Below are 21,133 nucleotides of genomic sequence, written 5' to 3'. Positions count from 1 at the left end.
TAGCACCCTTGCCGCGCCGGCTTGGCCGGCGCGGCATACCGGCCGCGCATGCCACAACGGCGCCACACTCGCCCCCGACGCAAGACGCAGTCTTGCGTCGGCGTCTAGAAGAAGAAGTGTAGCTCGAACACGAGCTCGTCCTGGTTCTCGGTGAGGACGCTCGGGTTGGTGCTCGGCTGATTCGGGCCGTTGTTGATCCTGTATTGGATCCGCGGCTGGATGAAGCGATTGATGAAGGGCTCCGCGCCGATACAGTAGCGGACCTGGTTCTGGTCGTGGTTCACCTTCACGTAGTCGAAGGTGCCGCGGATGTTGAGCCACGAGAAGAGCAGGAAATCGAGCTCGGCGTAGGCGGCGAACTGGTCGCGCTTGTTCTCGGAGGCGACCGTCCGGTCGTCGATGTAGTCGAACTCGGCGAGATAGGTGAGGCGCCAGATGTTCGACCCGGCGTACACTCCGGCCACCCACCGTTTGTCGCTCTGGAACCCGTACGACGCGCCCGCAAGGACGTTGCGCACCACGGGCACGTCCTCGTAGAGGCCGTAGCCGTTCACCGTCACCTGCACGCTCTTGTCACCGCTCGCGCCGTTGGTGATCGAGGTGGCGAGGAAGTACGGACCCGGGGCGAAGCCGATCTCGCCGCCCACGTCCGGGTTCTGGAACGTATAGCCGACGCGGCCCCGGATGTAGGCCGTGTCGTCCCATACTCGCAGCCCGTAGGTCGGGTACAAGCGGCCGGCCTTGAGGTAGGTGTCGTACGGCAGGAGACCGCGGATCAGGCCGAATGCTTCGCGATTGGTGACGCCGCCGTTGAGGTTGAAGTCGCTGTAGAGCGTCACGTAGTCGGGAAAGAGATCGACCTGCGCGTAGCCGAGGAACTCCTGCACCTCGGTCGTGTTCGACGTGACGCTTCGACGGAACGCCTGATCCGACGGGATGCTGTTCGAATGCCCGAACTTGTCCTGGAAGATGGTCGTGTTCCGGACCCGCAGATCGCCGCCGATCGACACCCACTCGTTGATCTGCCCGTTGAAGCCCTTCACCGTGGGCGGGATCGGCAGCAGGTCGAGATCGTCCAGGATGTCGTGCGCGTGGATGTGCGCGAAGGGCGTCCGCTTTCCGCCGCCGGTGAGGTTGGTGTGGCAGTCGTTGCACTTGGCGCCGGCGCGGACCTCCAGGTAGGGTTCCGCGGCCGAAAAGCGCGCAGTGGTTGCGAGTGCGACGAGGACGCCGAGGACTGCTACGAGTTGGTGGCGCATTCGGTGATCCATTGCCCGATCGCGGCGATGTCGTCGGCCGAGAGGCAGACGGCGCCCTGCAGGGGGTTGCCCGGACAGCTCTGCGGCATCAGCGTTCCCGAGATGCCGGGCGCGCCGATGATCTTCTGGTAGACGTAGCTGTTGTCGGGCGAGCCGGGCTTCACGCGGAGCACCTTTGGCTGTTGCGACGACTTGACGTTGACGGTCTGGCCGTAGCTCTTGCCTTGGCTGAGATCGAGATCGCCGGCGGGAACGCTCCCCCGGTGACAGGCCGTCGACTGGGCACAGGACCGGTCGTAGATCGGCTGGATGTTCTGCGAGTAGGAGACGGTCGGGCAGCCGGGCGGATCGCACTTACACTTGTTCCCGCCGCCACCGCCCCCTCCTCCGCTAGGGCCGCCGCCCGCGCATGCCGCGAGCAGGCACGCGGCCAGTACGACGACCGGCCGAATCAATGCCCGTGCTCGAGCGCGGACTTGAGCGCCGCGAGGTGACCGAGCTCGGTCGACAGACGCTTGAGGCTCTCGAGCACGCGCGTAACCTCGCCCTGCGCCCACTCGATCTCCTGCGTGCTCACCTTGGCGAGCGCGCCGCGGAGCTGATCGTAGAGTCCCACCAGGCCCTCGACGCCCGAGACGCCGGACTCGGTCATCCGCCGGTTGATCTCGCGCGTGAAATTGATGATCTGATCCGTCTGCCGAACCATCTCGTCCATCTCGTCCTCCCGCAGTGCCGCGAAGTCGTCGCGTGATAGCACCAACCCCAATGGGTGACAATAGAGAGAAGGCTCCCGACGATGCGCCGACACGCGTGATCGCCGGCTACGAGGCGGCCCGGGCGCAGGTGACCGTCGGCGACGAGGTCGTCGCGCTCTGGCGAGTGGCCGATCTCGAACGGTACGTCGATCGCGACGCGCTCCTGCGTTCCGACCATCCCGCCGAACCGCCGTACTGGGCGCACGCGTGGAGCGGCGGGCGGCTTCTCGCGGAGATCGTTCCGGCGCGAGCCGGCCGCGTGATCGAGATCGGGTGCGGGCTCGGGCTTCCCGGGATCGTTGCAGCACGGCGCGGCGCCGACGTCCTGTTCGTCGACCGGGAGCGGGCGCCGCTCGCGTTCGTACGTGAGTCCCTGCAGGCGAACGGCTGCCGCGCGCTCGGTCTCGTCGCCGCGGATTTCATCCGCTGCGCGTGGCGGGCACGATTCGACGTCGTCCTGGCGGCCGAGGTCCTCTACGACCGCGAGTGTTTCGGACGTGTTGCGGACGCGCTCGCGGACCTGGTCGCGCCGGGCGGGGTCGTGCTGCTCGCCGACGGGCACCGGATCGACACGGCGCGCTTCTACGACGAGGCAGCGCGGCGCGGCTTCACGTGGTCTTCATCGAGCCGGCAGGTGCGGGAGGAGGGCCTCCCCGTCGACGTCGGCCTCGTCGTGATGCGGCGCTAGGAGCAAGGCCGAGCCAAGACTACGTCTTGGCTCGGGGTAGGACGCGGGTGTGTCGCGTTCGTGGCACCAGCGCATCATTCTCGCCTCCGACCCAAGACGGATTCTTGGGTCGGGCTTCCTAACCGAGCCCGTACTTGGCGATCTTCCGGTACAGGCGCTGGCGATCGATGCCGAGACGGCGCGCGGCCTCGTTCTTGTTGCCGTTGCTCTCGGCGAGCGCGGCGGCGATGAGACGGGATTCGGCTTCGTCGAGGGTCGGCAGGCTGCCGTCGGCACGCTCGAGCGGGACGCGGCGAGCTCGCCCGGTGATTCCGGGAGGCAGGGCGTCTTCCGTGATGACGTCCCCCACCGAGAGCGCGAACGCGCGCTCGATCGCGTTCTGCAGCTCGCGCACGTTCCCGGGCCAGTCGTAGGTGGTGAGCCGCGCCAGCGCGTCCGCTGCGAGGCGTTTTGGGGCGACGCGATACTGGCGCGAGTAGCGCTCGAGGAAATGGTCGGCCAGCAGCGGGATGTCCTCGCGGCGGGCGCGCAGCGGGGGCACCTCGATGTGGACGACGTTCAGGCGGTAGTAGAGGTCGGAGCGGAAGCGGCCGGCGCGGACCTCGGCGGTCATGTCGCGGTTGGTCGCCGCGATGAGGCGCACGTCGACGGGCACGGGCCGGGTCGAACCGAGCGGCGTGACCTCGCGCTCCTGGACGGCGCGCAGGAACTTCGCCTGCAGCGAGAGCGGGATCTCGGCGACCTCGTCGAGCAGCAGCGTGCCGCCCGCCGCGGCGCGAAAGACGCCGTCGTGGTCGCTGACCGCGCCGGTGAACGCGCCCCGGCGGTGGCCGAAGAGCTGGCTGTCGAGTAGCGTCTCGGACAGCCCGGCGCAGTTGATGGCGACGAACGACGCCGCGGCCCACGGCCCGCGCTGATGGATCGTGCGTGCGACCAGCTCCTTGCCCGTCCCGCTCTCGCCCGAGACGAGGATCGTGCTCTTGTTCTGGCTGACGGCGTCGACGAGCCGGTAGACCTCCTGCATGGAGCCGCTCGAGCCGACCAGCTCACCGATGCGTTCGAGACGTCCGATCTCGCGCTTCAACCGCGCGTTCTCGCGCTCGAGCGCCTGCACCTTCAACGTGCGCTCGATCGTGAGGAGGATCTCCTGCGGGCGGGCGTCCTTGATGAGGTAGTCGGCGGCGCCGAGCTTCATCGCCTCGACGGCGCTCTCGATGGTGCCGTAGCCGGTGAGGACGACGACGGCGATCCCGATGCCGCGCTCGTGGATCGCGCGCAGGAGCCCCATGCCGTCCATGACCGGCATCTTCAGGTCGGTCAACACGACGTCGAACGTGTCGGCGCCGAGCAGCCCGAGCGCCGCCTCGCCGTGCAGCGCGTGGGTGACGACATGGCCGGCGCGCTCGAGATTCTTGGCGAGCGTCCGCGCCATGTTGATTTCGTCGTCGACCAGCAGGATGCGCGCGGTCATCGGCGCCCTTCAGGACGCCCGCGGCACGACGTCGCTGTGGCAGAGGCAGGGCAGCTCGATGGTGAACGTCGTACCGACGCCGAGCTCGCTCGTCACCCGCACGTCGCCGCCGTAGCGGTGCAGGATCGCGTGCACGACGAACAGGCCGAGCCCGGTGCCCTGGCCGGGCGCCTTGGTCGTGAAGAACGGATTGAAGATGTCGCGCAGATGCGCCTGGGGAATGCCGACGCCGGTGTCTTGCACCTCGAGGCGCACGCGATCGCTTCCGGCGCGCTGCGTGCGCACCATGAGGCGGCCGCCCTGGGGCATCGCCTGCACGGCGTTGGTGACGAGGTTGAGGAGGATCTGCCGCATGGCGTTGTCGTTCGCGATGCACGGGGGCACCGGCCCGAGCTCTGCCGCCACTTCGACGCCGCTCGACTTCAGGTACTGCTCGAGGAGCTGCAGCGTCCGCTCGACCAGGGCGTTGACGTCGAGGCGCTCCAGCTCCGAGCCCGACTCGCGCGAGAACTCGAGCAGGTTCTTGATGATTGACTGCGCGCGGCCGATCTCGTCTTCGGCCATGCGAAGATCTTCGCTGACGTCCTTGTCGGCATGGTCGAGGCGGGCGCGCAGGTCGTAGAGGGCGTTCATCACGATCGCGAGCGGGTTGCGCAGCTCGTGGGCGATGCCGGCGGCGAGCTGGCCGATCGCCGCCATCTTCTCGGACTGGACGAGCTGAGCCTCGAGGCGGCGCTGCTCGGACATGTCGATGCACACGAGCTGCACCCAGTGACGATCGCCGTAGTCGATGGCGCCGACGCTCACGTAGACGGGGATCGTCTGGCCGCCCGCGACGACGAGGTGGAGATCGTCGCGGCTCGCCGATCCGCGGGCGAGCGCCTCCTGCCGGAGCGCCTCGGCGGCGACGCGTTCGCCCGGCGGCAGGAGCTCGGTGAAACGCCGGCCGACGAGCTCGGCGCGTGGCATGCCGAGCAGGCGCTCGGCGACCGTGTTCGCGTCGACCAGGCGACCCTCGCTGGTGTCGGTGCGCAGGATGCAGGCAGGGGCGTGGTCGATCGCCCGGCGGTAGCTCGCCTCCTGCTCGAGCAGCAGCTCCTCGCGACCGTCGACGAAGAAGTCGGTGATGTGCAGCACCCGGATGCGAAGCTCCTGCCAGAGGAGCGTCGTGAGGCGTTCGGCTTGCGCCGGGTCGCCGGCGTGGATGCGCCGGATCTCGGCGTCGAGGAGCTGCGCCAGACGCATCTGCGCCGCGATGAAGCGCGAGGCGGGAAACTGCGCGATGAAGCCGCGCCGGGCATGGCTGCGCAGGAAGAGATACGTCTCGATGTCGCGCGGGTCGGCGATGTGGCGGGTCCAGCGCGATACGGCCGCCATCTGGTCGGCGATGATCGCCGTCCAGTCGCGCTCGGGGATCCCGAGGGCCGGCCCGATCTCCCGCATCCACCCCGGGAGCAGGGCCGGGGTACGCTCCATGACGAAATCCGCCAGGGCGCGCCGCAGCTCGATCTCTTCCGGTGGGATCTGCAGGAGGCCCGTACCGCGGACGTATGCCTCGATCCGCTCGACGTGACGGACGAGGGAAGCATCGGCGGCGTCGAGGGCCACGAGGTCGGGGTTAGCAGGCGCCCAGGGGGCACGCCAGCGCCGCAACGATCGTCCGCCGCATGTGTTCGTCGGCACGTGACCGCCATCGCGATCCCCTGGGCAACGCGTGGGCCATGGCCTAAGCTCTGTCCCGTGACGGCGCCGCTGCGAGCCGGCGCCGGCAAGGGCGCCACCGAGGTCGATGCTGCAGCACCCGCGGCAGCAGGTGCCGACCCCGACGTCGCCCTCATGCTGCGGGTCCAAGCGGGCGACCAGGGGGCCTTCGGGGAGCTGTTCGGGAAGTTCGGCCCCAGGGTCCTGCAGTACACGCGCCGGCTCGTGGGGAGCGAGGCCCGCGCCGAGGAAGTCACCCAGGACGTCTTCGTGCAGGTGTTCCGTTTCCGCCATCGCTACCGTCCGGAAGCCCGCTTCGCGACCTGGCTCTTCAAGATCGCGACCAACCTCTGCCTGAACGAGCTGCGACGCCCGGAGCGCCATCTGCGGGTCGACCTCTGGGATCGCCCCGAAGGCGAGGAGATGCGCGAGGGGCCGTCGCTCCCCGATCCGGAAGCCATCACGCCCGAGGAGGGCGCTTCTACCCGGGAGCTGGCGCGCGCCCTCGAGGAGGCCATCGGATCGCTGCCGCCCAAGCAGCGGGCCGCCCTCACGCTGTCGCGCCTGGACGGGCTCGCGTATCGTGACGTGGGCGAGGTTCTCGGCTGCAGCGAGGGGGCCGTGAAGGCCCTCTTGTTCCGGGCGATCCATGCGTTGAAAGCTCGTCTCCGAGAGCACATGTAGTAGAGGACCCATGCGCTGCCACACTGCACAGAGGTTGGTGATCGCCGGCTACGACGGCGAGCTCGCGAGCTGGCGCCGCCGGGCGCTCGATCGCCATTTGGCGACCTGCGAGCGATGTCGCGCGGAGCGCGCGTCGACGGACCGCGTGTTGGCTGCGATCGACACGCTCGCCGTCGAGACGCCGATGCCGGCGCGTCTCGAGCAGAACGTGCTGCGCGACGTGCGGAAGCTCGCGGCCGAGGAGGAGCAGGGCTCGGCGTTCGCGTGGCTGCGATCGGGCGTTCCGATCGTCGCGACGGGTGCGGTCGCGTTGCTCGCCGTGGTGATCGTGCGCGGGATGGACGAACCGGCGGGTCCGACGAGCACGACGCGCCGGGACACGGTCGCTCAGGCGCCGCCGAGCACGCGCCTCGTCGCCCGCAAGGCACGCCGCGTTCCGGACGAGCCGCCCCCTGCACTGGCGGCGCGCCCCGACCTCTTCATGGACCTGCCGATACTGCGCAACATGGAGAAGCTGCAGCACTTCGACGCCATCGCCACGACCGACACGGACGACGGCGGCACGCCCGACGCCGGAGGGACGCCGTCGAACGGATGATGGGGCGCGCGTTGGCAACGATCGCGGTGCTCGTCGTCGTCTCCAGCGCGGGAGCGCAGCCGGCCCCGCGCAACTGGTCCGACCTGACGCCGCAGGAGCGCGCGCGGGCGTGGGACAACTACCGCCGCTACGAGGCGCTCCCGCCGCAGCGCCGGCAGTCGCTCGAGGACCGCTATCAGCGCTTCCAGGCGATGCCGCCGAACGAGCAGGAACGGCTACGCCGGAACTACGACGCCTACCGCGGCCTGCCGCCCCAGCAGCGCCAGCAGTTCCACGAGAAGTACCAGCGCTGGAAGCAGCAGAACCGCTGAGCAGCCGCGCTACTTGTAGTGGCAGACGGCGCATGCCTCGTGGGCGGCGCCGACGATCGCCGGATCGTTCGAGGGATTCGAGTCCTGATAGAGGTCGGCTCGCTCCTGCGCGTGTCCGACGCGCGCGTCGAGGGCCGACTGGAAGCGGTAGCCCGGCGCCGTGAGCGTGGAGTGCGAGAGGTTGTTCGCGAGGCCGTACCAGGATTCGGCCTTGACGACGTTGGCAGCGTCGAGCCCTCCGCCCTTGGCGTAGAGATCGCCGAAGAGCACGAGGGCGCCGACGGCGTTGCGCGGTGCGAGACCCGCGTCGCCGCAGATCTCGGGCTGGGTGAAGAAGCAGGTCGGCGTGTCGGGATCGCTCAAGTACGCGTCGAGGCGCGCCAGCACCTGGGCGTAGCGCGGATCGCCGGGTGGGGTCGCCTGCGCGACCGGGATCAGATCGAAGACGTTGAAGAACCGGTTGACGTCGATGGCAACCTCGAGGTCGGCGAGGCCGGCCGCCTGGAGCGGGCCGTCGCCGCGCACGGTCCCGAGCGCGAACTTCGCCGCGGCGGCGAAGCCCGGAACGCGGGAGTCGCCGGCAGCGCCGTCCCACAGCAGCGGGAGCGCCGCGTGGAAGGCGTCGTTCGCCACAGCGAGGTCGGTCTCGGCCTGGTCGCTCACCTGATCGAACGTCGTCGTCGCCTGGGCGAAGCGGTAGAGGTGCATCATCCCGATGAGGAACCGTGACCACCCGTCCTTGCGGTCCCGCTTGGCGGCCTTGGCGAGCTCCCGCAGGGCGTCGTCCTGTCGCGCCGGCGAGTCGTCGTTCGCGTGCAGGACGTCCCAGAACGCGGCTTCGCCCGCAGCGGCAGCGGCGGATGGCTTGCGCGCAACCAGCAGGTCGGCGGTGTTCTTGCGGAAGTTGTGGAAGCGGCCGACGAGTCGCTCGCCGGCGATGTCGATCCAGAGCTCGGCGTAGCCGACCGGACCCGCGACGTGGCGGTAGGTGCCGCCCTCGAACTGGACGACGAAACGCGAGCGGCTGTAGGCGACCTTCCGCACCCCGCCGACGGCGCCGTCCGGATCGCGATAGACGAAGCCGCCGGCGCTCCGCTTCCATCGCTCACAGGGCAGGGTGACCTCGTCCTGGGCGTCGAGACGCGCCGTCGCCTGCGGGTAGGCGGCGACCTGCAACGTCATCACCGCTCCGCCGGTGCAGGTGGGGTCGGCGGGCGTCGCGAATGCCGGGTCGCGACCGAAGCCGACGACGGCCGATGCCACGCCCCCGTGTGCACGGAACACTGCCGTCTTGCCGACGGTGAGCACGGTGAGGGCGCTCGCGTCGGTCGCCGCGAGCACGGCGACGACGGCTGCAACGAAACGGATCACGAGAGTCCTGGCGCTACGTGATCAGGGAAGGACGACGAGCTCGCCGCCGACGTGGGCGGGATGGAGCTGGCAGATGATCGGGAAGATGCCTTCCTTGTCCGCCTTGAACTCGATGCTCTTCGGCTCGCCGCGGTTCACCACCTCGGCGATGTTGTAGGCGGCGATCGCGAACCCGTGCTGGTTCGGGTCGGACGGGACGTTGTTCACGAGCTTCAGCTTGACGAGCGTCCCCTTCTTCACGACGAGCGTGCCGGGGACCCAGATCTTGGACCCTTCGTACTCGACGTTCACGATCGTGAAGCTCATCGTCTGGTCCTCGGCGCGTGCGGCGGTGGCACCGAGCGTGACCGTGAGCCCGAGAGCGACGGCGAGACCGAGCAGCAGTTGACGCATGGACGTTCTCCTCCTGGTGGAAACGACGAAGCGCGTGTGTCGCAGGTGAACCATACCGGGTACGGGAGTGCAACGAGACGCGTTGTGCGAAGTGCCCCGACTGGTATCATCGCCCGACCGATGCGTCGCGACGTCGCCTTCCGGCTGCGTGCCGACTTCCAGCCGGCGGGCGATCAGCCCCAGGCCATCGCGACGCTGACCGACGGCGTGCGCGGCGGCCAGGCACACCAGGTGTTGCTCGGCGTCACCGGCAGCGGGAAGACGTTCACGGTTTCGAACGTCATCGCGAACGTCGGGAAGCCGACGCTGGTCATCGCCCCCAACAAGACGCTGGCGGCGCAGCTCTACCACGAGTTCCGGACCTTCTTCCCCGACAACGCCGTGCGGTATTTCGTCAGCTACTACGACTACTACCAGCCCGAGGCGTACGTTCCCTCGACCGACACGTACATCGAGAAGGATTCGTCGATCAACGACGAGATCGACAAGCTGCGCCACGCCGCGACCAAGGCCCTCCTCGAGCGCACGGACGTGATCGTGGTGGCGAGCGTGTCGTGCATCTACGGCCTCGGCTCGCCGGACTCGTACTTCGACATGTTGATCATGCTCGAGCGAGGCGAGACCATCGAGCGCGACGCGCTCCTGCGCAAGCTCGTCGACATGCAGTACGTCCGCAACGACTACGACTTCTCGCGTGGCACCTTCCGCGTGCGTGGCGACGTCGTGGAGATCTATCCGGCCTACGAGGAGGCGCGGGCCATCCGCGTCGAGCTCTTCGGCGACACGATCGAAACGTTGGCCGAGGTCGATCCGCTCCGCGGCACGGTGCTGCGACGGATCGAGCAGGTACAGGTGTATCCCGCCAGCCACTACGTGGCGACCGAACCGACGCTCAAGCGCGCCGTCGACGGGATCCGGGTCGAGCTGAAGGAGCGCCTGGTCGAGCTGAACGACACGCGCAAGCTGCTCGAGGCGCAGCGGCTCGAGCAGCGCACGCAGTACGACCTCGAGCTGCTGGCCGAGATGGGCTTCTGCCCGGGCATCGAGAACTACTCGCGCCACTTGGACGGCCGTGCGCCGGGTGAGCCGCCGTACACGCTCCTCGACTACTTTCCGGACGACTGGCTGCTCGTCATCGACGAGAGCCACGTGACGGTGCCGCAGATCGGCGCCATGTACCGCGGCGACCGTTCGCGCAAGGAGACGCTGGTTGAGTTCGGCTTCCGGCTGCCGTCGGCGCTGGACAACCGGCCGCTCAATTTCGAGGAGTTCCAGCGCCGCATGCCGCACACCATCTACGTCTCGGCGACGCCCGGGAACTGGGAGGTGGGGCAGGCGCGCGGCCAGGTGGTGGAGCAGCTGATCCGCCCGACGGGGCTCATGGATCCCGAGATCCTCGTCCGCCCCGCTCGCCACCAGGTCGACGATCTCCTGGGGGAGATCCGCGAGCGGGTGGGCCAGGGCGACCGCGTGCTCGTCACCACGCTCACCAAGAAGATGGCGGAGGACCTGACGGACTACCTCCAGGACGTCGGCATCAAGGTCCGCTACATCCACTCCGACGTCGACACGATCGAGCGCACCGAGATCATCCGCGACCTGCGCCGGGGAGTCTTCGACGTGCTGGTCGGCATCAACCTCCTGCGCGAGGGGCTCGACCTGCCGGAGGTGTCGCTCGTCGGCATCCTCGACGCGGACAAGGAAGGCTACCTGCGCTCCGAGCGTTCGCTCATCCAGACGATCGGACGCGCCGCACGCAACGCCGGGGGCCGCGTCGTGATGTACGCCGACACCGTCACCGACTCCATGCGCAGGGCGCTCGACGAGACGGAGCGGCGCCGGGGGGTGCAGGCGAGCTACAACCGCGAGCACGGCATCACGCCGCAGACGATCCGCAAGGCGATCGCGGAGCCGCTCGTGGCCGCGTGCGAGGGCGACTATGTCGAGGTCGACGTCGACGAGGAGCGTCCGGACGGCGCACCGCTCGATGCCGCCGCGGTGGCAGCGCGCGTCAAGGGCCTGCGCGAGCAGATGCGGCAGGCGGCCAAGCAGCTCGAGTTCGAGCGCGCGGCGGCGTTGCGCGACGAGATCCAGGGGCTCGAGCGCCGCGCCGTGGGCCTGCGAGCCGAGGCTTGACTCGTCCGACGTCCGCCCGCACCCTCGCGCTCCCGCCCGCCGCCGGATGATATAGAGGACCCACCGGATGGCCGAGGTCGATCTCGAGGCGCGGCTGGCGACGATCCCGACGACCCCCGGGGTCTATCTGCTGCGCGACGCCCACGGGAAGGTGCTCTACGTCGGCAAGGCGGTGAACCTGCGTGCCCGCGTGCGCACGTACGTGCGCGGCGGCGACGAGCGCAGCCAGGTGCGATTCCTGGTCGGCAAGCTCGCCGACGTCGAGACGCTCGTCACGGCGAACGAGAAGGAAGCGCTGATCCTCGAGAACACGCTCATCAAGCAGTACCGGCCGCGTTACAACATCCGCCTCAAGGACGACAAGAGCTACGTCAGCGTGAAGGTGACCACGCAGGACCCGTGGCCGCGCGTCCTCGTCACGCGCCGGATCGTGAAGGACGGCAACCGCTACTTCGGCCCGTTCCATCACGCAGCCGCGGTCCGCGAGACGCTCGACACCATCCGCAAGGTCTTTCCCCTGCGCACCTGCAGCGACGCGGTGTTCCGCAACCGGAGCCGGCCCTGCATCGAGTACGACATCAAGCGCTGCCTCGCGCCGTGCGTGCTGCCGGTCGACCGGGCGGCGTACGGCGAGCACCTGCGACAGGCCATGCTCCTGCTCGAGGGACGCAATCGCGAGGTCGCCGGGGCACTCCGCGAACGCATGGAAACTGCGGCCGACGCCGAGCGTTTCGAGGACGCGGCTCGCCTGCGCGATCAGATCCGCTCGCTCGAGATGACGCAGGAACGCCAGCAGGTCCTCGAGCACTGGGGCGGGGACCAGGACGTCTTCGGGCTCTACCGCGAAGGCGGTGCCATCGAGGTGCAGGTCCTCTTCGTGCGCAACGGGACGCTCGTCGGCACGATCGCCTACGCCTTCGACGACTGGGAGCTGCCCGACGCCGAGGTGCTGGAGGCGGTGCTGACGCAGTTCTACCAGGCGACGCCGCGCGATGTCCCCGACGAGGTCCTGCTGCCGAGCGCGATTTCCGACGCAGAGGTGCGCGCCGAGTATCTCGGCGAGCGGCGTGGACGGAAAGTCGCCTTCCTGGTGCCGCAGCGCGGAGACAAGAAGCGCCTGGTCGAGATGGCGGCCGAGAACGCGCGCCAGGGTTTCGCGCGCCGGCGCGAGGCCGCCGCCGAGGGTGCGCGGCAGGTGGCCGAGCTGCAAACACGCCTCCATCTCCGGAAGCCTCCTCGGCGTATCGAGTGCATCGACATTGCGACGTTCCAGGGCGGGGAGTCGGTCGGCGCCATCGTCGCCTTCGTCGATGGGCAGCCGTGGAAGGACGGCTACCGGCGCTTTCGCATACGCTCGGTGGTCGGGACGGACGACTTCGCGTCCATGGCGGAGGTCCTGCGCCGGCGTTTCCGGGAGGGTGAGAAGCGCGAGCCCCTGCCGGACCTCCTCGTCATCGACGGCGGGCCGGGCCAGCTCGGTGCCGCGCGCGCGGTGCTGGAGGAGGTGGGGCTCGGCCAGCTTCCCGTCATCGGCCTCGCCAAGGAGCGCGTCGAGCGCGACCCGACCGCGCGCGAGGTGGCGCGCCGCCCGGAGCGCGTCTTTCTCCCCGGGCGCAAGAATCCCGTGATCCTGCGGACGAACTCGACGGCGCTCTTTCTCCTCCAGCGTGCGAGGGACGAAGCCCATCGGTTCGCGAACACGTACCATCGCCGCCTGCGCGATCGCGCGCGGCTCCGCTCGCCCCTCGATGCCGTTCCGGGCGTCGGGCCGAGCCGGCGCCGCGCGCTCCTGCGACATTTCGGCAGCGTCCGTCGCATTCGCGAGGCGACGCTGGAGGAGCTCACGGCCTTCACTGGCATCACCGCGGAGATCGCCGGCCGCATCAAGGAGGCGCTCGCGGAGTAGCGACCGACGAGCCTGCCCGCCCGGGAAAAGGAGCACGGGGTGGGAGTGCGCGCGGCGGTCGAGTGGGTGGCGGCGGGGATCGTCGCGGGCGAGCTGCTCGCGAACACGGGGGCCGCCGCGCCGGCATTGGTCGCGTGCGCCGCCGGGTGCGCGCTGGCCCTCCGGTACCGTCCGTCGCGCGCGCTCGTGGCTCCGGTAGCGGGACTCGCGGGCATGGCCGCGGGATGGGCGATCGTCGCGCTGGCGCTCGGCCGACCGCTCGCGCCGGGTGACGTCGCGCACCTTCCGCTTCCGGTCCGCGCGCGCCTCGTGGGACGCGTCGCCACGGTGCCCGCGGCACGCCAGGGGCGAACCGTCGTGATCGTCGTGGCCGAATCGGTCGATCGCGGCGGCGGCCCGCAGCCCACGTCGGGTCGCATCCGTCTCACCATCCGTGGCGCTGCACCCGACCTCGCGCGCGGCGAGCGGATCGCCGTATGGACGACGCTGCGCCGCCCGCGCAACTTCGGGAACCCCGGGTGCTTCGACTTCCTCGGGCATCTCGCACGGCGCGGCATCCGGTCCACGGCGAGCGTCTGGGACGGGGCCGAGGTCGTGCGCCTGGCCCGGCCCACCCCCGGGTTCGTGCACGCAATCGACGCGTGGCGCGCCAGCGTCGCCGCGGCGCTGGGACACGTCCAGCGCCTGGACGTACGCGCCGTCCTCACCGCGCTCGTGCTGGGCGATGAAGGCTCGATCGACGATCGCCTCCGCCTGGCCTTCACCCGTGCGGGCGTCGTCCACGTGCTCTCGGTTTCCGGCCTGCACGTCGGGATCGTCGCAGGGACGGCGACGCTTGCGATCGCGTGGCTCCTGGGACGCAGCGAGCGCCTGCTCCTCGCGACCGACGTGCGAAAGGCGGCGCTGGTCGCGAGCGTCGTGCCGACGGTGCTCTATGGGGCGCTCGCCGGCTTCGAAACGGCGACCTTGCGCTCGGTCGTCATGACCTGCGCGGTCGTGTCGGCGGCGGTCCTCGGACGCGATGCCCGCCCGCTGCGCGCGCTCGCGCTGGCGACGATCGCGGTCGCGCTCGAGTGGCCGGGCGCGCCGCTGGAGATCTCGTTCCAGCTTTCGTTCGCCTCGGTGCTGGCGCTCGTGCTGTGGGCGGGACGAGCGCACGGCTCCGCCGGCGGTCGTTCGTGGACGGCGCGGCTCCGCGTTGCGGCCGGCGCGTCGTTCGCCGCCTGGGTTGCGACGGCGCCGCTGACCGCGCTGCATTTCCATCAGGTGTCGCTGGCCGCGGTCGTCGCGAATCCGCTCGTCGTGCCGCTCTTCGGGGGCGTCGTCCTCGTGCCGGCTCTGGTTGCGGCGCTTGCGGCTCCGCTCGTGCCGTCGGTGGCGGCGTGGCTGTTCCAGGTGGCGGCGATGCCGACCGCCCTCGGCGTCGATCTCGTCGAGCGGATCGGTGGCTTTCCGATGGCGGCCGTGGCGACTCCCATCCCCACCGCGGTCGAGGTGGTCGCGTGCTACGCGCTCGTGGCGACGCTCTGGCTCGAGGCGGGACGCCGGCGGGGCGTGCTCGTGGTGGTCGCGCTCGTCCTCCTCGGCGACATCGCCTGGTGGGTACACGAGCGGAGCGCTCCGGGCCGCTTGCGCGTGACGTTTCTCGACGTCGGCCAGGGCGACGCCGCGGTCGTCGAGCTGCCGGACGGACGTGTCCTCGTGGTCGACGGGGGCGGCTTTCCCGGTTCCGACTTCGACACGGGATCGGCGGTCGTGGAGCCGTTCCTGCGCACTCGCAAGATCGCCTCGGTGGATGCGGTCGTGATGACGCATGCACACCCCGACCACGCGTCGGGCCTGGCGCGCGTGGTCAGCAGCTTCGAGGTGGGCGAGCTGTGGTGGAACGGCGCCGCCGATCGCGGGAGCGCCTGGAGGGCGCTGGCGGAGGCGTGCGCCGTGTCGGGCGTGCCGGAGCGCGCCCTGCGCGCGGGTGACACGGTCCCACGCTTTCCGGACGTGGACGTCGTGCACCCGCCAGCCGGATGGATCGCGCCGTCGCTCAACGACGGCTCGCTCGTCCTGCGGGTCCGGTACGGCGACGTCGCGGTGCTCCTCACGGGCGACGTGGAAGCCGCCGCCGAGGAGCGCCTTCTTCGAGGCGGGCCAGCCATCGCCGCCGCGGTCGTGAAGGTGCCGCATCATGGCAGCGCGACGTCGAGTGGAGACGACTTCGTGTCGGCCGTGGCGCCACGTATCGCGGTCGTGTCGGTCGGGAGCGACAACCGCTACGGTCATCCGTCCTCCGACGTCGTGGCGCGCTATCGGCGAGCGGGCGCCCGCGTCCTTCGCACGGATCGCTGCGGCGCGGTGACCATCGAGACGAACGGACGCGACATGGAGGTGACGACGTTCCGGCCCGCATGCGAGACGCCACATTGAGCTAGTCCGCCGCCAACGCGGCCGGCACGCGACGCCCGAATGTAGAAAGTACGCCCACGGATGCGCACGACGTCGTGGCGCGGGGGGCACGGGCGCGCTGGCACGGATGCTGCTCCCTCTCGCAACCGAGGAGGAGTGTACGATGACCACGAAAGAGACCGTGACGATTCTCGTCTTGGGGCTCGCGCTCGGCGTGGGATGTGCCACACATTCCGCGCTCGCCGGGGATCACTGCTTCTACCGCGGCACGATGTACTCGGACGGCGCCTCGGCGTGTCAGACCGGAGGACAGTTCCGCTGCGACGACGGCGACTGGCGCGCGACGGGCGCGGCCTGCACGGGTGACGTCGCGACGAGGCCGTCGCGCACGTGCCTGTTCGACGGGATCTCGTTCTCGACCGGCGCTGCGAGCTGTCAGTCGGGCAAGCAGTTCCGCTGCGAGGACGGGACGTGGGCGACGCTCGGGATTCCGTGCAGCGTCGGTGACTCGCCGATCAAGGTGGCTCCGTCCGGCCGCACGTGCATGTTCGACGGCGCGACGGTATCGAGCAGCTCGACCGTCTGCCGTTCCGGTTCGACCTACCTGTGCAACGACGGCGAGTGGGTGAACCTCGGTACGCTTTGCCGGTAGGGCGCCACCAGGACCGCATCACCTGCCGCCCGGTCGCTGTCCGACGTGCGGGCACGGATGCCGGCACCAGGCGCCGCGTGAACGGGCGCGGAGCACGGGCAGCGACCGGGCGCGCACTCCATGACCAGAGGCTGGGGAAGGGGGGTATCGCCGTAGGCCATCCGTTGCGGAAGCCCGGCCGCACGGCGGTAGACGTTCTCGATCGAGACGGCTTCCATCTCGCGCTCGCCGGGATCGAGGCCGCGGCAATCGTCGGCCGCGTGCGCGAGCTCGTGGAGCAACGACGCGGTCGGATCGCGCGGCACGGCGGCGCTGGTGGGTTCGAGCACGGTGCGCAGCGTCGGGTTCCAGCTGATGGTGCGCGGCAGCGGCCGGCCGTCTTCGTCGATTGGAAGATCGAGCTCGTTGCGGCTGAGACCGGTGGCGGCGCAGATCCGATAGCGGGTGGGACAACGGCGGACCGTGTCGAGGATCGCCGCAATCTCAGGCGACCGCCCACAGGGATCGCGGCTCGCCTCGATGCGGGCGATCGCGCCGGCAACGGCCGGTACGTCCGCTGATCCGCAGGGGACGAGCTCTCCACGGGCGGCGGGCGCAACGGCGGCGAGTGCGAGGGCCGCCATGCACATGCTTCGTCGCAACCGCCGGCGCATCACGATGAAGCGCTACCCGGCGCGTCGCGTCCGAGTCAAGGTGAACGAGTGGCGCTGCCTACGATGCGGCCGCACCCGTCAGCCCGTGCTTCAAGGCGTACATGACGAGCCCCACGCGATCACGGACGCCGAGCTTCTGGAAGATGTTCGTCAGGTGCGTCTTCACCGTGCGCTCGCTGATCGAGAGCGAGGTGCCGACCTCCTTGTTCTTGTAGCCCGACGCGACCAGGCGAACGATCTCGAGCTCGCGCTCGGTGAGGCCGTTCTCGTGCCGCAGGCTGGTGACGTCGCCGTCGCCGCCCAGGTGCGAGAGCTCGTCGACCAGGGCGCTCGACATGCGCGGGTCCATCCACATCTCGCCGCGGCAGACAGTGCGGATGGCCTGCATGAGCGTCTGGCGCGCGGAGTCCTTCAGGATGACGCCCTTGGCGCCGAGGCGGAAGGCGCGGACGTGCTCCTCCTTCTCGTCCGACGCCGTGAGGACCAGGACCTGGGTGTTCGGGTTGATCTTCAGCACGGCGGGGATCGCGTCGAGCCCGCTGCCGTGCGGCATGCGGATGTCGAGGAGCAGGAGATCGGGGCGCGTCTGCCAGACGAGCTCGACGATGTCCTCGGCGCTGTCGAGGTCGGCGACCACCTCGATGTCGTCCTCGGTGGCGAGGATCGTCTTCAAGCCCTCGCGGAAGAGGGTGTGATCGTCGACGATCACCACGCGTTGCTTGCGGTGCGGCATGCTCATCGGCTCCCCCCTTGCGAAACCGGTATCATGAGCGAGATCTCGGCTCCTTCGTTCGGACGTGTCCATACGCGTAGCGATCCTCCGAGTGCGGCCGCCCGCTCGCGGATCGACCACGGCGAGGCTGCGGGTGCGAGAAATCCATCCGGGTCGACGCTGCCGTTGCCATTGAAGCCCTGGCCGTTGTCGCGCACGACGAGATAGACGTGCGACGGCCGCGCGGCGAGCTTCACGATCGCCTGCGTGGCGCGGCCGTGGCGGACGGCGTTGTGCAGCGCCTCGCGCACGATCTGGGTCAGCTCGTAGGCGGTCGACGTCGGCAGGCCCGGATCGGCGGGCGGTCGCGAGAGGTAGACGCGGAGCCGCTCGCGGATCGAGAACTCCGCGGCGAGGCGATCGAGCGTCGTCCCGAAGTCGTCGGCCTGCCGGCTCGCGGTGCGCAGCACGGTGAGGTAGTGGCGCACCTCGCGATAGCCGCGATCGACCGCCTGGTGCAGCTCCTCGAGCTCGCGCGGGACGCGGCTCGGATCGCGCTGGAGGTGCAGCTTGCACGCCTCGACCCGGAGGTCGATGCCGGCCAGCGCCTGAATGAAGCCGTCGTGGAGGTCGCGCGCGATGCGGGCGCGCTCTTCGAGGACGGCGACCTCTTCGGCCTTCGTCTGGAGGCGGACGGTCTCGAACCCGGCGGCCGCCTGGCCGACCAGCACGAGCAGGAACTCGAGGTCGTCCCGCGTGAACTTGCGGCGCGTCTCGCGTGCGACGACGGCGCGTCCCCGCAGCGTGCGCTGGATCAGCACCGGGGCGACGAGGAGAGCCTGCGCGCCGTCGCCGGGCAGCGGGACGTCGGCGGGAATGGCGCGGCGGGTGATGCCGCTCGTGATGACGTCGTAGCAGAGCGCGCTACGCCGCCCGGGTCGCAGGTCGTTGGCGACGAAGCCCTCGCTCTCGGCGGCGAAGGGGAGCGCGTACGGGTCGTCCTCGGTGATGCGAAGGCCGACGCGCACGTGGCCGGAACGCCGTGTGACGCTCCACGTGAAGTACCGGCCGCTCTCGGGATCGCGCAGCACGAGGATCGTCTGCTGCGCGTCGAAGAAGCGGAGCACCCGGCGCATGAGCTGCGTGAGCGTGCGGCCGGTCGGCGGCGTTCGGCGCACGACCGAGGTGAGGTCGAGAAGCAAACCCAGCTTCCGCTTCGAGCGGCGCTCGTGCTCGCCGAGGTACCCGATCAGATACCCGATGACGAGCAGGTAGACCGGGCGGACGAGATGGGCGCGGTGGAGCACGAGGTCGTCCGAGCCGAGGATGTGCCCCGCGAACCACATGACGGCCGGGTAGAGGGCTGCGAGCAGGACGGTCACGCGCACCGTCGCGGCGAGACCCCAGCGGACGCTGACGCTGGAGATGAGGAACACGTGGAGCATGAAGAACGGGCTCGCACCGCGCTCGGTGAAGATGGTGATGAAGCTCACCCAGACGATGTCGGCGGCCGCCGAGAACGCGCCCACCCGCTCCTGGCGCACGTGCTCGCCGCGGACCAGGACGAAGAGGACGACGCTGTAGAGGAGGTAGGCGACGAGGACGACTACCGCCACGTCGGGCGCGAACGAGGGCTGCTTCGGGTCGACGATGACGATCGCCGTGGTGGCGAGCGCCAGCAGGACGCGACAGAACGCGATGATCTTCTCCGTGCGGGAGAAGGCCTCGAGTGGAGCACCCTTGTGGGCACCCCTGTGTCGCGCTGGGTCGACCGTGTGCATGCGATGGTCTCGGTAGGGGAGCAACCCCTATGCCAGGGGGGGAGGGTGACCCTGTGCAATCATGCCAGGGCAATTCTGGCAACACCGCACGATCCGGTCTTTCGGCACGACCCCCCGACTCCTGGGCGGGTGCCGTCACAAATCCTTGCAGTGCGTTGACTTGCTGCCGGGCCACTCTTATCGTCGATGCATGGCCGAACCCGTGGTGACCCTGACCGCCCCAGCGGCGGAAATGGTGAAGAAGATTCGAGTCAAAGAGGGGTTGTCCGACGCCCATGCCCTGCGGGTGGCGGTGGTGGGCGGGGGCTGCTCCGGCTTCAGCTACCAGCTCGACTTCGACGACCAGACCCAGGAAGGCGACGAGGTCGTCGCGTACGACGGCTTCGAGGTCCGGGTCGACCCGACCAGCGCCCAATACCTGCGGGGCATCCAGATCGATTACGTCTCCAGCCTCTCGGGCGGGGGCTTCAAGTTCGTCAATCCGAACGCCAAGCAGACCTGCGGCTGCGGGTCCTCGTTCTCGGCGTGAGCCCTCGGCGCGGGTGACGCGGCCCCGCCGGCTTCGCTACGAGCACGTCGCGATCGACCTCGACGGCACGCTGATCGACTCGCGCGCCGATCTCGCCGGGGCGACCAACCACGTGCTCGAGAGCTTCGGCTTCGCGCCGATCGCGCCCGAGTCGGTGTATGCGCTGGTCGGAGAGGGTGCGCGCCGGCTCGTCAGCCGGGCGCTCGGCGAGTCGCACGCCGGCCTGGTCGACGAGGGAGTCGCCCGCTTCCTCGCCTACTATGCCGATCACTTGCTCGACCGCACGCGTCTCTACCCCGGAGTCCCCGAGGCGCTCTCCGCCCTCGCGGCGAGCGGCGCGGCGCTCTCGGTTCTCACCAACAAGCCCGTTGCGATGAGCCGCACGATCCTATCCGGACTGGGTGTCGCCACGATGTTCTGCGACGTGATCGGCGGCGACTCCCTCCCGTCGCGCAAGCCCGACCCCGCGGGGCTCGACTACCTTCGCGGCCTCACGGGCACGTCATGCGAACGCACGCTTCTCGTCGGCGACTCGACCGTCGATCTCGCGACAGCCGTCGCCGGTGGAACGGCCTTCTGCGGCGTCGGGTGGGGCCTCGTCCCGGCGGCGCTGCGCGCCGCCAACCCGGAGCGCATCGTCGACGACCCGCGCGAGCTCGTCGACGTGGTGATCGGCTCGGTAGCCTAGAACCAGCTCGGGCGTTTCATCGGGCCGGGCTGCAGACGCAAGCTGACGCCGAAGCCGGGATCCTGCATGACCAGAGTCCCGACGTCCTCGTAGTAGTGCACGCGCTGTGGCTTGCCGAGACCCGGCACCGTGAGGGTGAGGGAGCCGCCCGGGCCGATCACGTAGGTGCCGTTCTTCTGCGTCGTCTGGCCGTCGAGGAAGCGCGCCGTGGCCGTGAACGTGCCGTCGGCGCGAAAGTGGACGCCGATCTCGTCGACGATGAAGAGCAGCGCGCTGCCACTGATCGATTTCGCGTGCCAGGTGCTGCCCGGGATCGTCGGATGCGGCTGCGCGCACGTCGCGCGAGCGCCGATCGAGAGCGTGAGGATGGCGGCGAGGAAGAGGCGCATGCCCCGCGGGTAGCGCGCAGGGGCAACGGCAGTCAAACGGACGGCGGCGTGCGGCC

At 69.8% G+C, this 21,133-nt stretch carries 21 protein-coding genes; 10 read left to right on the top strand and 11 right to left on the bottom strand.

The annotated features are described in order from the left end of the window. Positions 1 to 104: 104 nt before the first annotated feature. From VMS22_05970 to VMS22_05960, 3 genes are read right to left on the bottom strand one after another with little or no spacing between them, the layout of a single operon-like run. Complete coding sequence (locus VMS22_05970) at positions 105 to 1,259, bottom strand: hypothetical protein (GenBank protein ID HXJ33572.1); 1,155 nt, start codon at positions 1,257 to 1,259, stop codon at positions 105 to 107. Beyond that, positions 1,241 to 1,714 (bottom strand): hypothetical protein, encoded by a 474-nt coding sequence (locus tag VMS22_05965; protein HXJ33571.1) that lies wholly within the window; start codon positions 1,712 to 1,714, stop codon positions 1,241 to 1,243. Before VMS22_05965 ends, VMS22_05970 begins: the two co-directional genes overlap by 19 nt. Continuing rightward, positions 1,711 to 1,974 carry a hypothetical protein gene (locus VMS22_05960; protein HXJ33570.1) on the bottom strand — a complete coding sequence of 88 codons (264 nt, stop codon included), beginning with the start codon at positions 1,972 to 1,974 and terminating at the stop codon, positions 1,711 to 1,713. The genes VMS22_05965 and VMS22_05960 overlap by 4 nt, the downstream gene beginning before the upstream one ends. 50 nt (positions 1,975 to 2,024) lie before the next feature. Between VMS22_05960 and VMS22_05955 the strand changes: the two genes are divergently transcribed. Next, the gene (locus tag VMS22_05955; GenBank protein HXJ33569.1) at positions 2,025 to 2,702 is read left to right on the top strand and encodes a methyltransferase domain-containing protein; all 678 of its coding nucleotides are present in this window, start codon (positions 2,025 to 2,027) and stop codon (positions 2,700 to 2,702) included. Positions 2,703 to 2,820: 118 nt separating this feature from the next. On the opposite strand, the gene VMS22_05950 is transcribed toward VMS22_05955, so the two are convergent. Together VMS22_05950 and VMS22_05945 are read right to left on the bottom strand one after the other, a co-directional pair. Further along, the gene (locus VMS22_05950; protein ID HXJ33568.1) at positions 2,821 to 4,173 is read right to left on the bottom strand and encodes a sigma-54 dependent transcriptional regulator; all 1,353 of its coding nucleotides are present in this window, start codon (positions 4,171 to 4,173) and stop codon (positions 2,821 to 2,823) included. A gap of 9 nt (positions 4,174 to 4,182) precedes the next feature. Further along, positions 4,183 to 5,781 (bottom strand): ATP-binding protein, encoded by a 1,599-nt coding sequence (locus VMS22_05945; GenBank protein HXJ33567.1) that lies wholly within the window; start codon positions 5,779 to 5,781, stop codon positions 4,183 to 4,185. Positions 5,782 to 5,913: 132 nt separating this feature from the next. On the opposite strand from VMS22_05945, the gene VMS22_05940 reads away from it, so the two are divergent. From VMS22_05940 to VMS22_05930, 3 genes are read left to right on the top strand one after another with little or no spacing between them, the layout of a single operon-like run. Continuing rightward, on the top strand, positions 5,914 to 6,558 hold the full coding sequence (locus VMS22_05940; protein HXJ33566.1) for a sigma-70 family RNA polymerase sigma factor: 645 nt from the start codon (positions 5,914 to 5,916) through the stop codon (positions 6,556 to 6,558). A gap of 10 nt (positions 6,559 to 6,568) precedes the next feature. Next, positions 6,569 to 7,156 carry a zf-HC2 domain-containing protein gene (locus VMS22_05935; protein ID HXJ33565.1) on the top strand — a complete coding sequence of 196 codons (588 nt, stop codon included), beginning with the start codon at positions 6,569 to 6,571 and terminating at the stop codon, positions 7,154 to 7,156. Then, positions 7,156 to 7,467 (top strand): DUF3106 domain-containing protein, encoded by a 312-nt coding sequence (locus VMS22_05930; GenBank protein ID HXJ33564.1) that lies wholly within the window; start codon positions 7,156 to 7,158, stop codon positions 7,465 to 7,467. Before VMS22_05935 ends, VMS22_05930 begins: the two co-directional genes overlap by 1 nt. Before the next feature lie 9 nt (positions 7,468 to 7,476). Here the strand turns inward: VMS22_05930 and VMS22_05925 are convergent, their stop codons facing one another. Both VMS22_05925 and VMS22_05920 read right to left on the bottom strand, forming a co-directional pair. Beyond that, positions 7,477 to 8,838: a hypothetical protein gene (locus VMS22_05925; protein ID HXJ33563.1), complete on the bottom strand. Its 1,362-nt coding sequence runs from the start codon at positions 8,836 to 8,838 to the stop codon at positions 7,477 to 7,479. Positions 8,839 to 8,859: 21 nt separating this feature from the next. Next, a complete protein-coding gene (locus VMS22_05920; GenBank protein HXJ33562.1) occupies positions 8,860 to 9,231 on the bottom strand; it encodes a cupredoxin domain-containing protein in 372 nt (123 codons plus the stop codon). 120 nt (positions 9,232 to 9,351) lie between these two features. On the opposite strand from VMS22_05920, the gene uvrB reads away from it, so the two are divergent. The 4 genes from uvrB to VMS22_05900 all read left to right on the top strand — a co-directional run bounded on the left by uvrB (position 9,352) and on the right by VMS22_05900 (position 16,325). Beyond that, positions 9,352 to 11,367, top strand: a complete 2,016-nt coding sequence (uvrB, locus tag VMS22_05915; protein ID HXJ33561.1) for an excinuclease ABC subunit UvrB — start codon at positions 9,352 to 9,354, stop codon at positions 11,365 to 11,367. Positions 11,368 to 11,434: 67 nt separating this feature from the next. Beyond that, positions 11,435 to 13,273 (top strand): excinuclease ABC subunit UvrC, encoded by a 1,839-nt coding sequence (gene uvrC, locus VMS22_05910; protein HXJ33560.1) that lies wholly within the window; start codon positions 11,435 to 11,437, stop codon positions 13,271 to 13,273. A gap of 39 nt (positions 13,274 to 13,312) precedes the next feature. Then, a complete protein-coding gene (locus VMS22_05905) occupies positions 13,313 to 15,694 on the top strand; it encodes a DNA internalization-related competence protein ComEC/Rec2 (protein ID HXJ33559.1) in 2,382 nt (793 codons plus the stop codon). Positions 15,695 to 15,836: 142 nt separating this feature from the next. Beyond that, positions 15,837 to 16,325 carry a hypothetical protein gene (locus tag VMS22_05900; protein HXJ33558.1) on the top strand — a complete coding sequence of 163 codons (489 nt, stop codon included), beginning with the start codon at positions 15,837 to 15,839 and terminating at the stop codon, positions 16,323 to 16,325. Here VMS22_05900 and VMS22_05895 read toward each other — a convergent pair. Genes VMS22_05895 through VMS22_05885 form a run of 3 tightly spaced genes read right to left on the bottom strand, consistent with a single transcriptional unit; the run spans position 16,274 to position 19,471 of the window. Continuing rightward, positions 16,274 to 16,978 (bottom strand): hypothetical protein, encoded by a 705-nt coding sequence (locus VMS22_05895; protein HXJ33557.1) that lies wholly within the window; start codon positions 16,976 to 16,978, stop codon positions 16,274 to 16,276. The genes VMS22_05900 and VMS22_05895 overlap by 52 nt on opposite strands. 58 nt (positions 16,979 to 17,036) lie before the next feature. Then, the gene (locus tag VMS22_05890; protein HXJ33556.1) at positions 17,037 to 17,717 is read right to left on the bottom strand and encodes a response regulator transcription factor; all 681 of its coding nucleotides are present in this window, start codon (positions 17,715 to 17,717) and stop codon (positions 17,037 to 17,039) included. Continuing rightward, a complete protein-coding gene (locus VMS22_05885; GenBank protein HXJ33555.1) occupies positions 17,714 to 19,471 on the bottom strand; it encodes a histidine kinase in 1,758 nt (585 codons plus the stop codon). The genes VMS22_05890 and VMS22_05885 overlap by 4 nt, the downstream gene beginning before the upstream one ends. A 190-nt stretch (positions 19,472 to 19,661) precedes the next feature. Here VMS22_05885 and erpA point away from each other — a divergent pair, with 190 nt between their 5' ends. Then, positions 19,662 to 20,000: an iron-sulfur cluster insertion protein ErpA gene (gene erpA, locus VMS22_05880; GenBank protein ID HXJ33554.1), complete on the top strand. Its 339-nt coding sequence runs from the start codon at positions 19,662 to 19,664 to the stop codon at positions 19,998 to 20,000. A gap of 13 nt (positions 20,001 to 20,013) precedes the next feature. Next, a complete protein-coding gene (locus VMS22_05875; GenBank protein ID HXJ33553.1) occupies positions 20,014 to 20,688 on the top strand; it encodes an HAD hydrolase-like protein in 675 nt (224 codons plus the stop codon). Here the strand turns inward: VMS22_05875 and VMS22_05870 are convergent. Further along, a partial coding sequence (locus VMS22_05870; protein ID HXJ33552.1) for a hypothetical protein occupies positions 20,685 to 21,133 on the bottom strand: 449 nt, incomplete at its 5' end. The genes VMS22_05875 and VMS22_05870 overlap by 4 nt on opposite strands.

This window comes from Candidatus Eisenbacteria bacterium, assembly GCA_035577985.1.
Taxonomy (GTDB): domain Bacteria; phylum Desulfobacterota; class Binatia; order DP-6; family DP-6; genus DATJZY01.
Note: the sequence above shows the minus strand (reverse complement) of the source record. Positions and strands in the feature narration are given on the sequence as shown.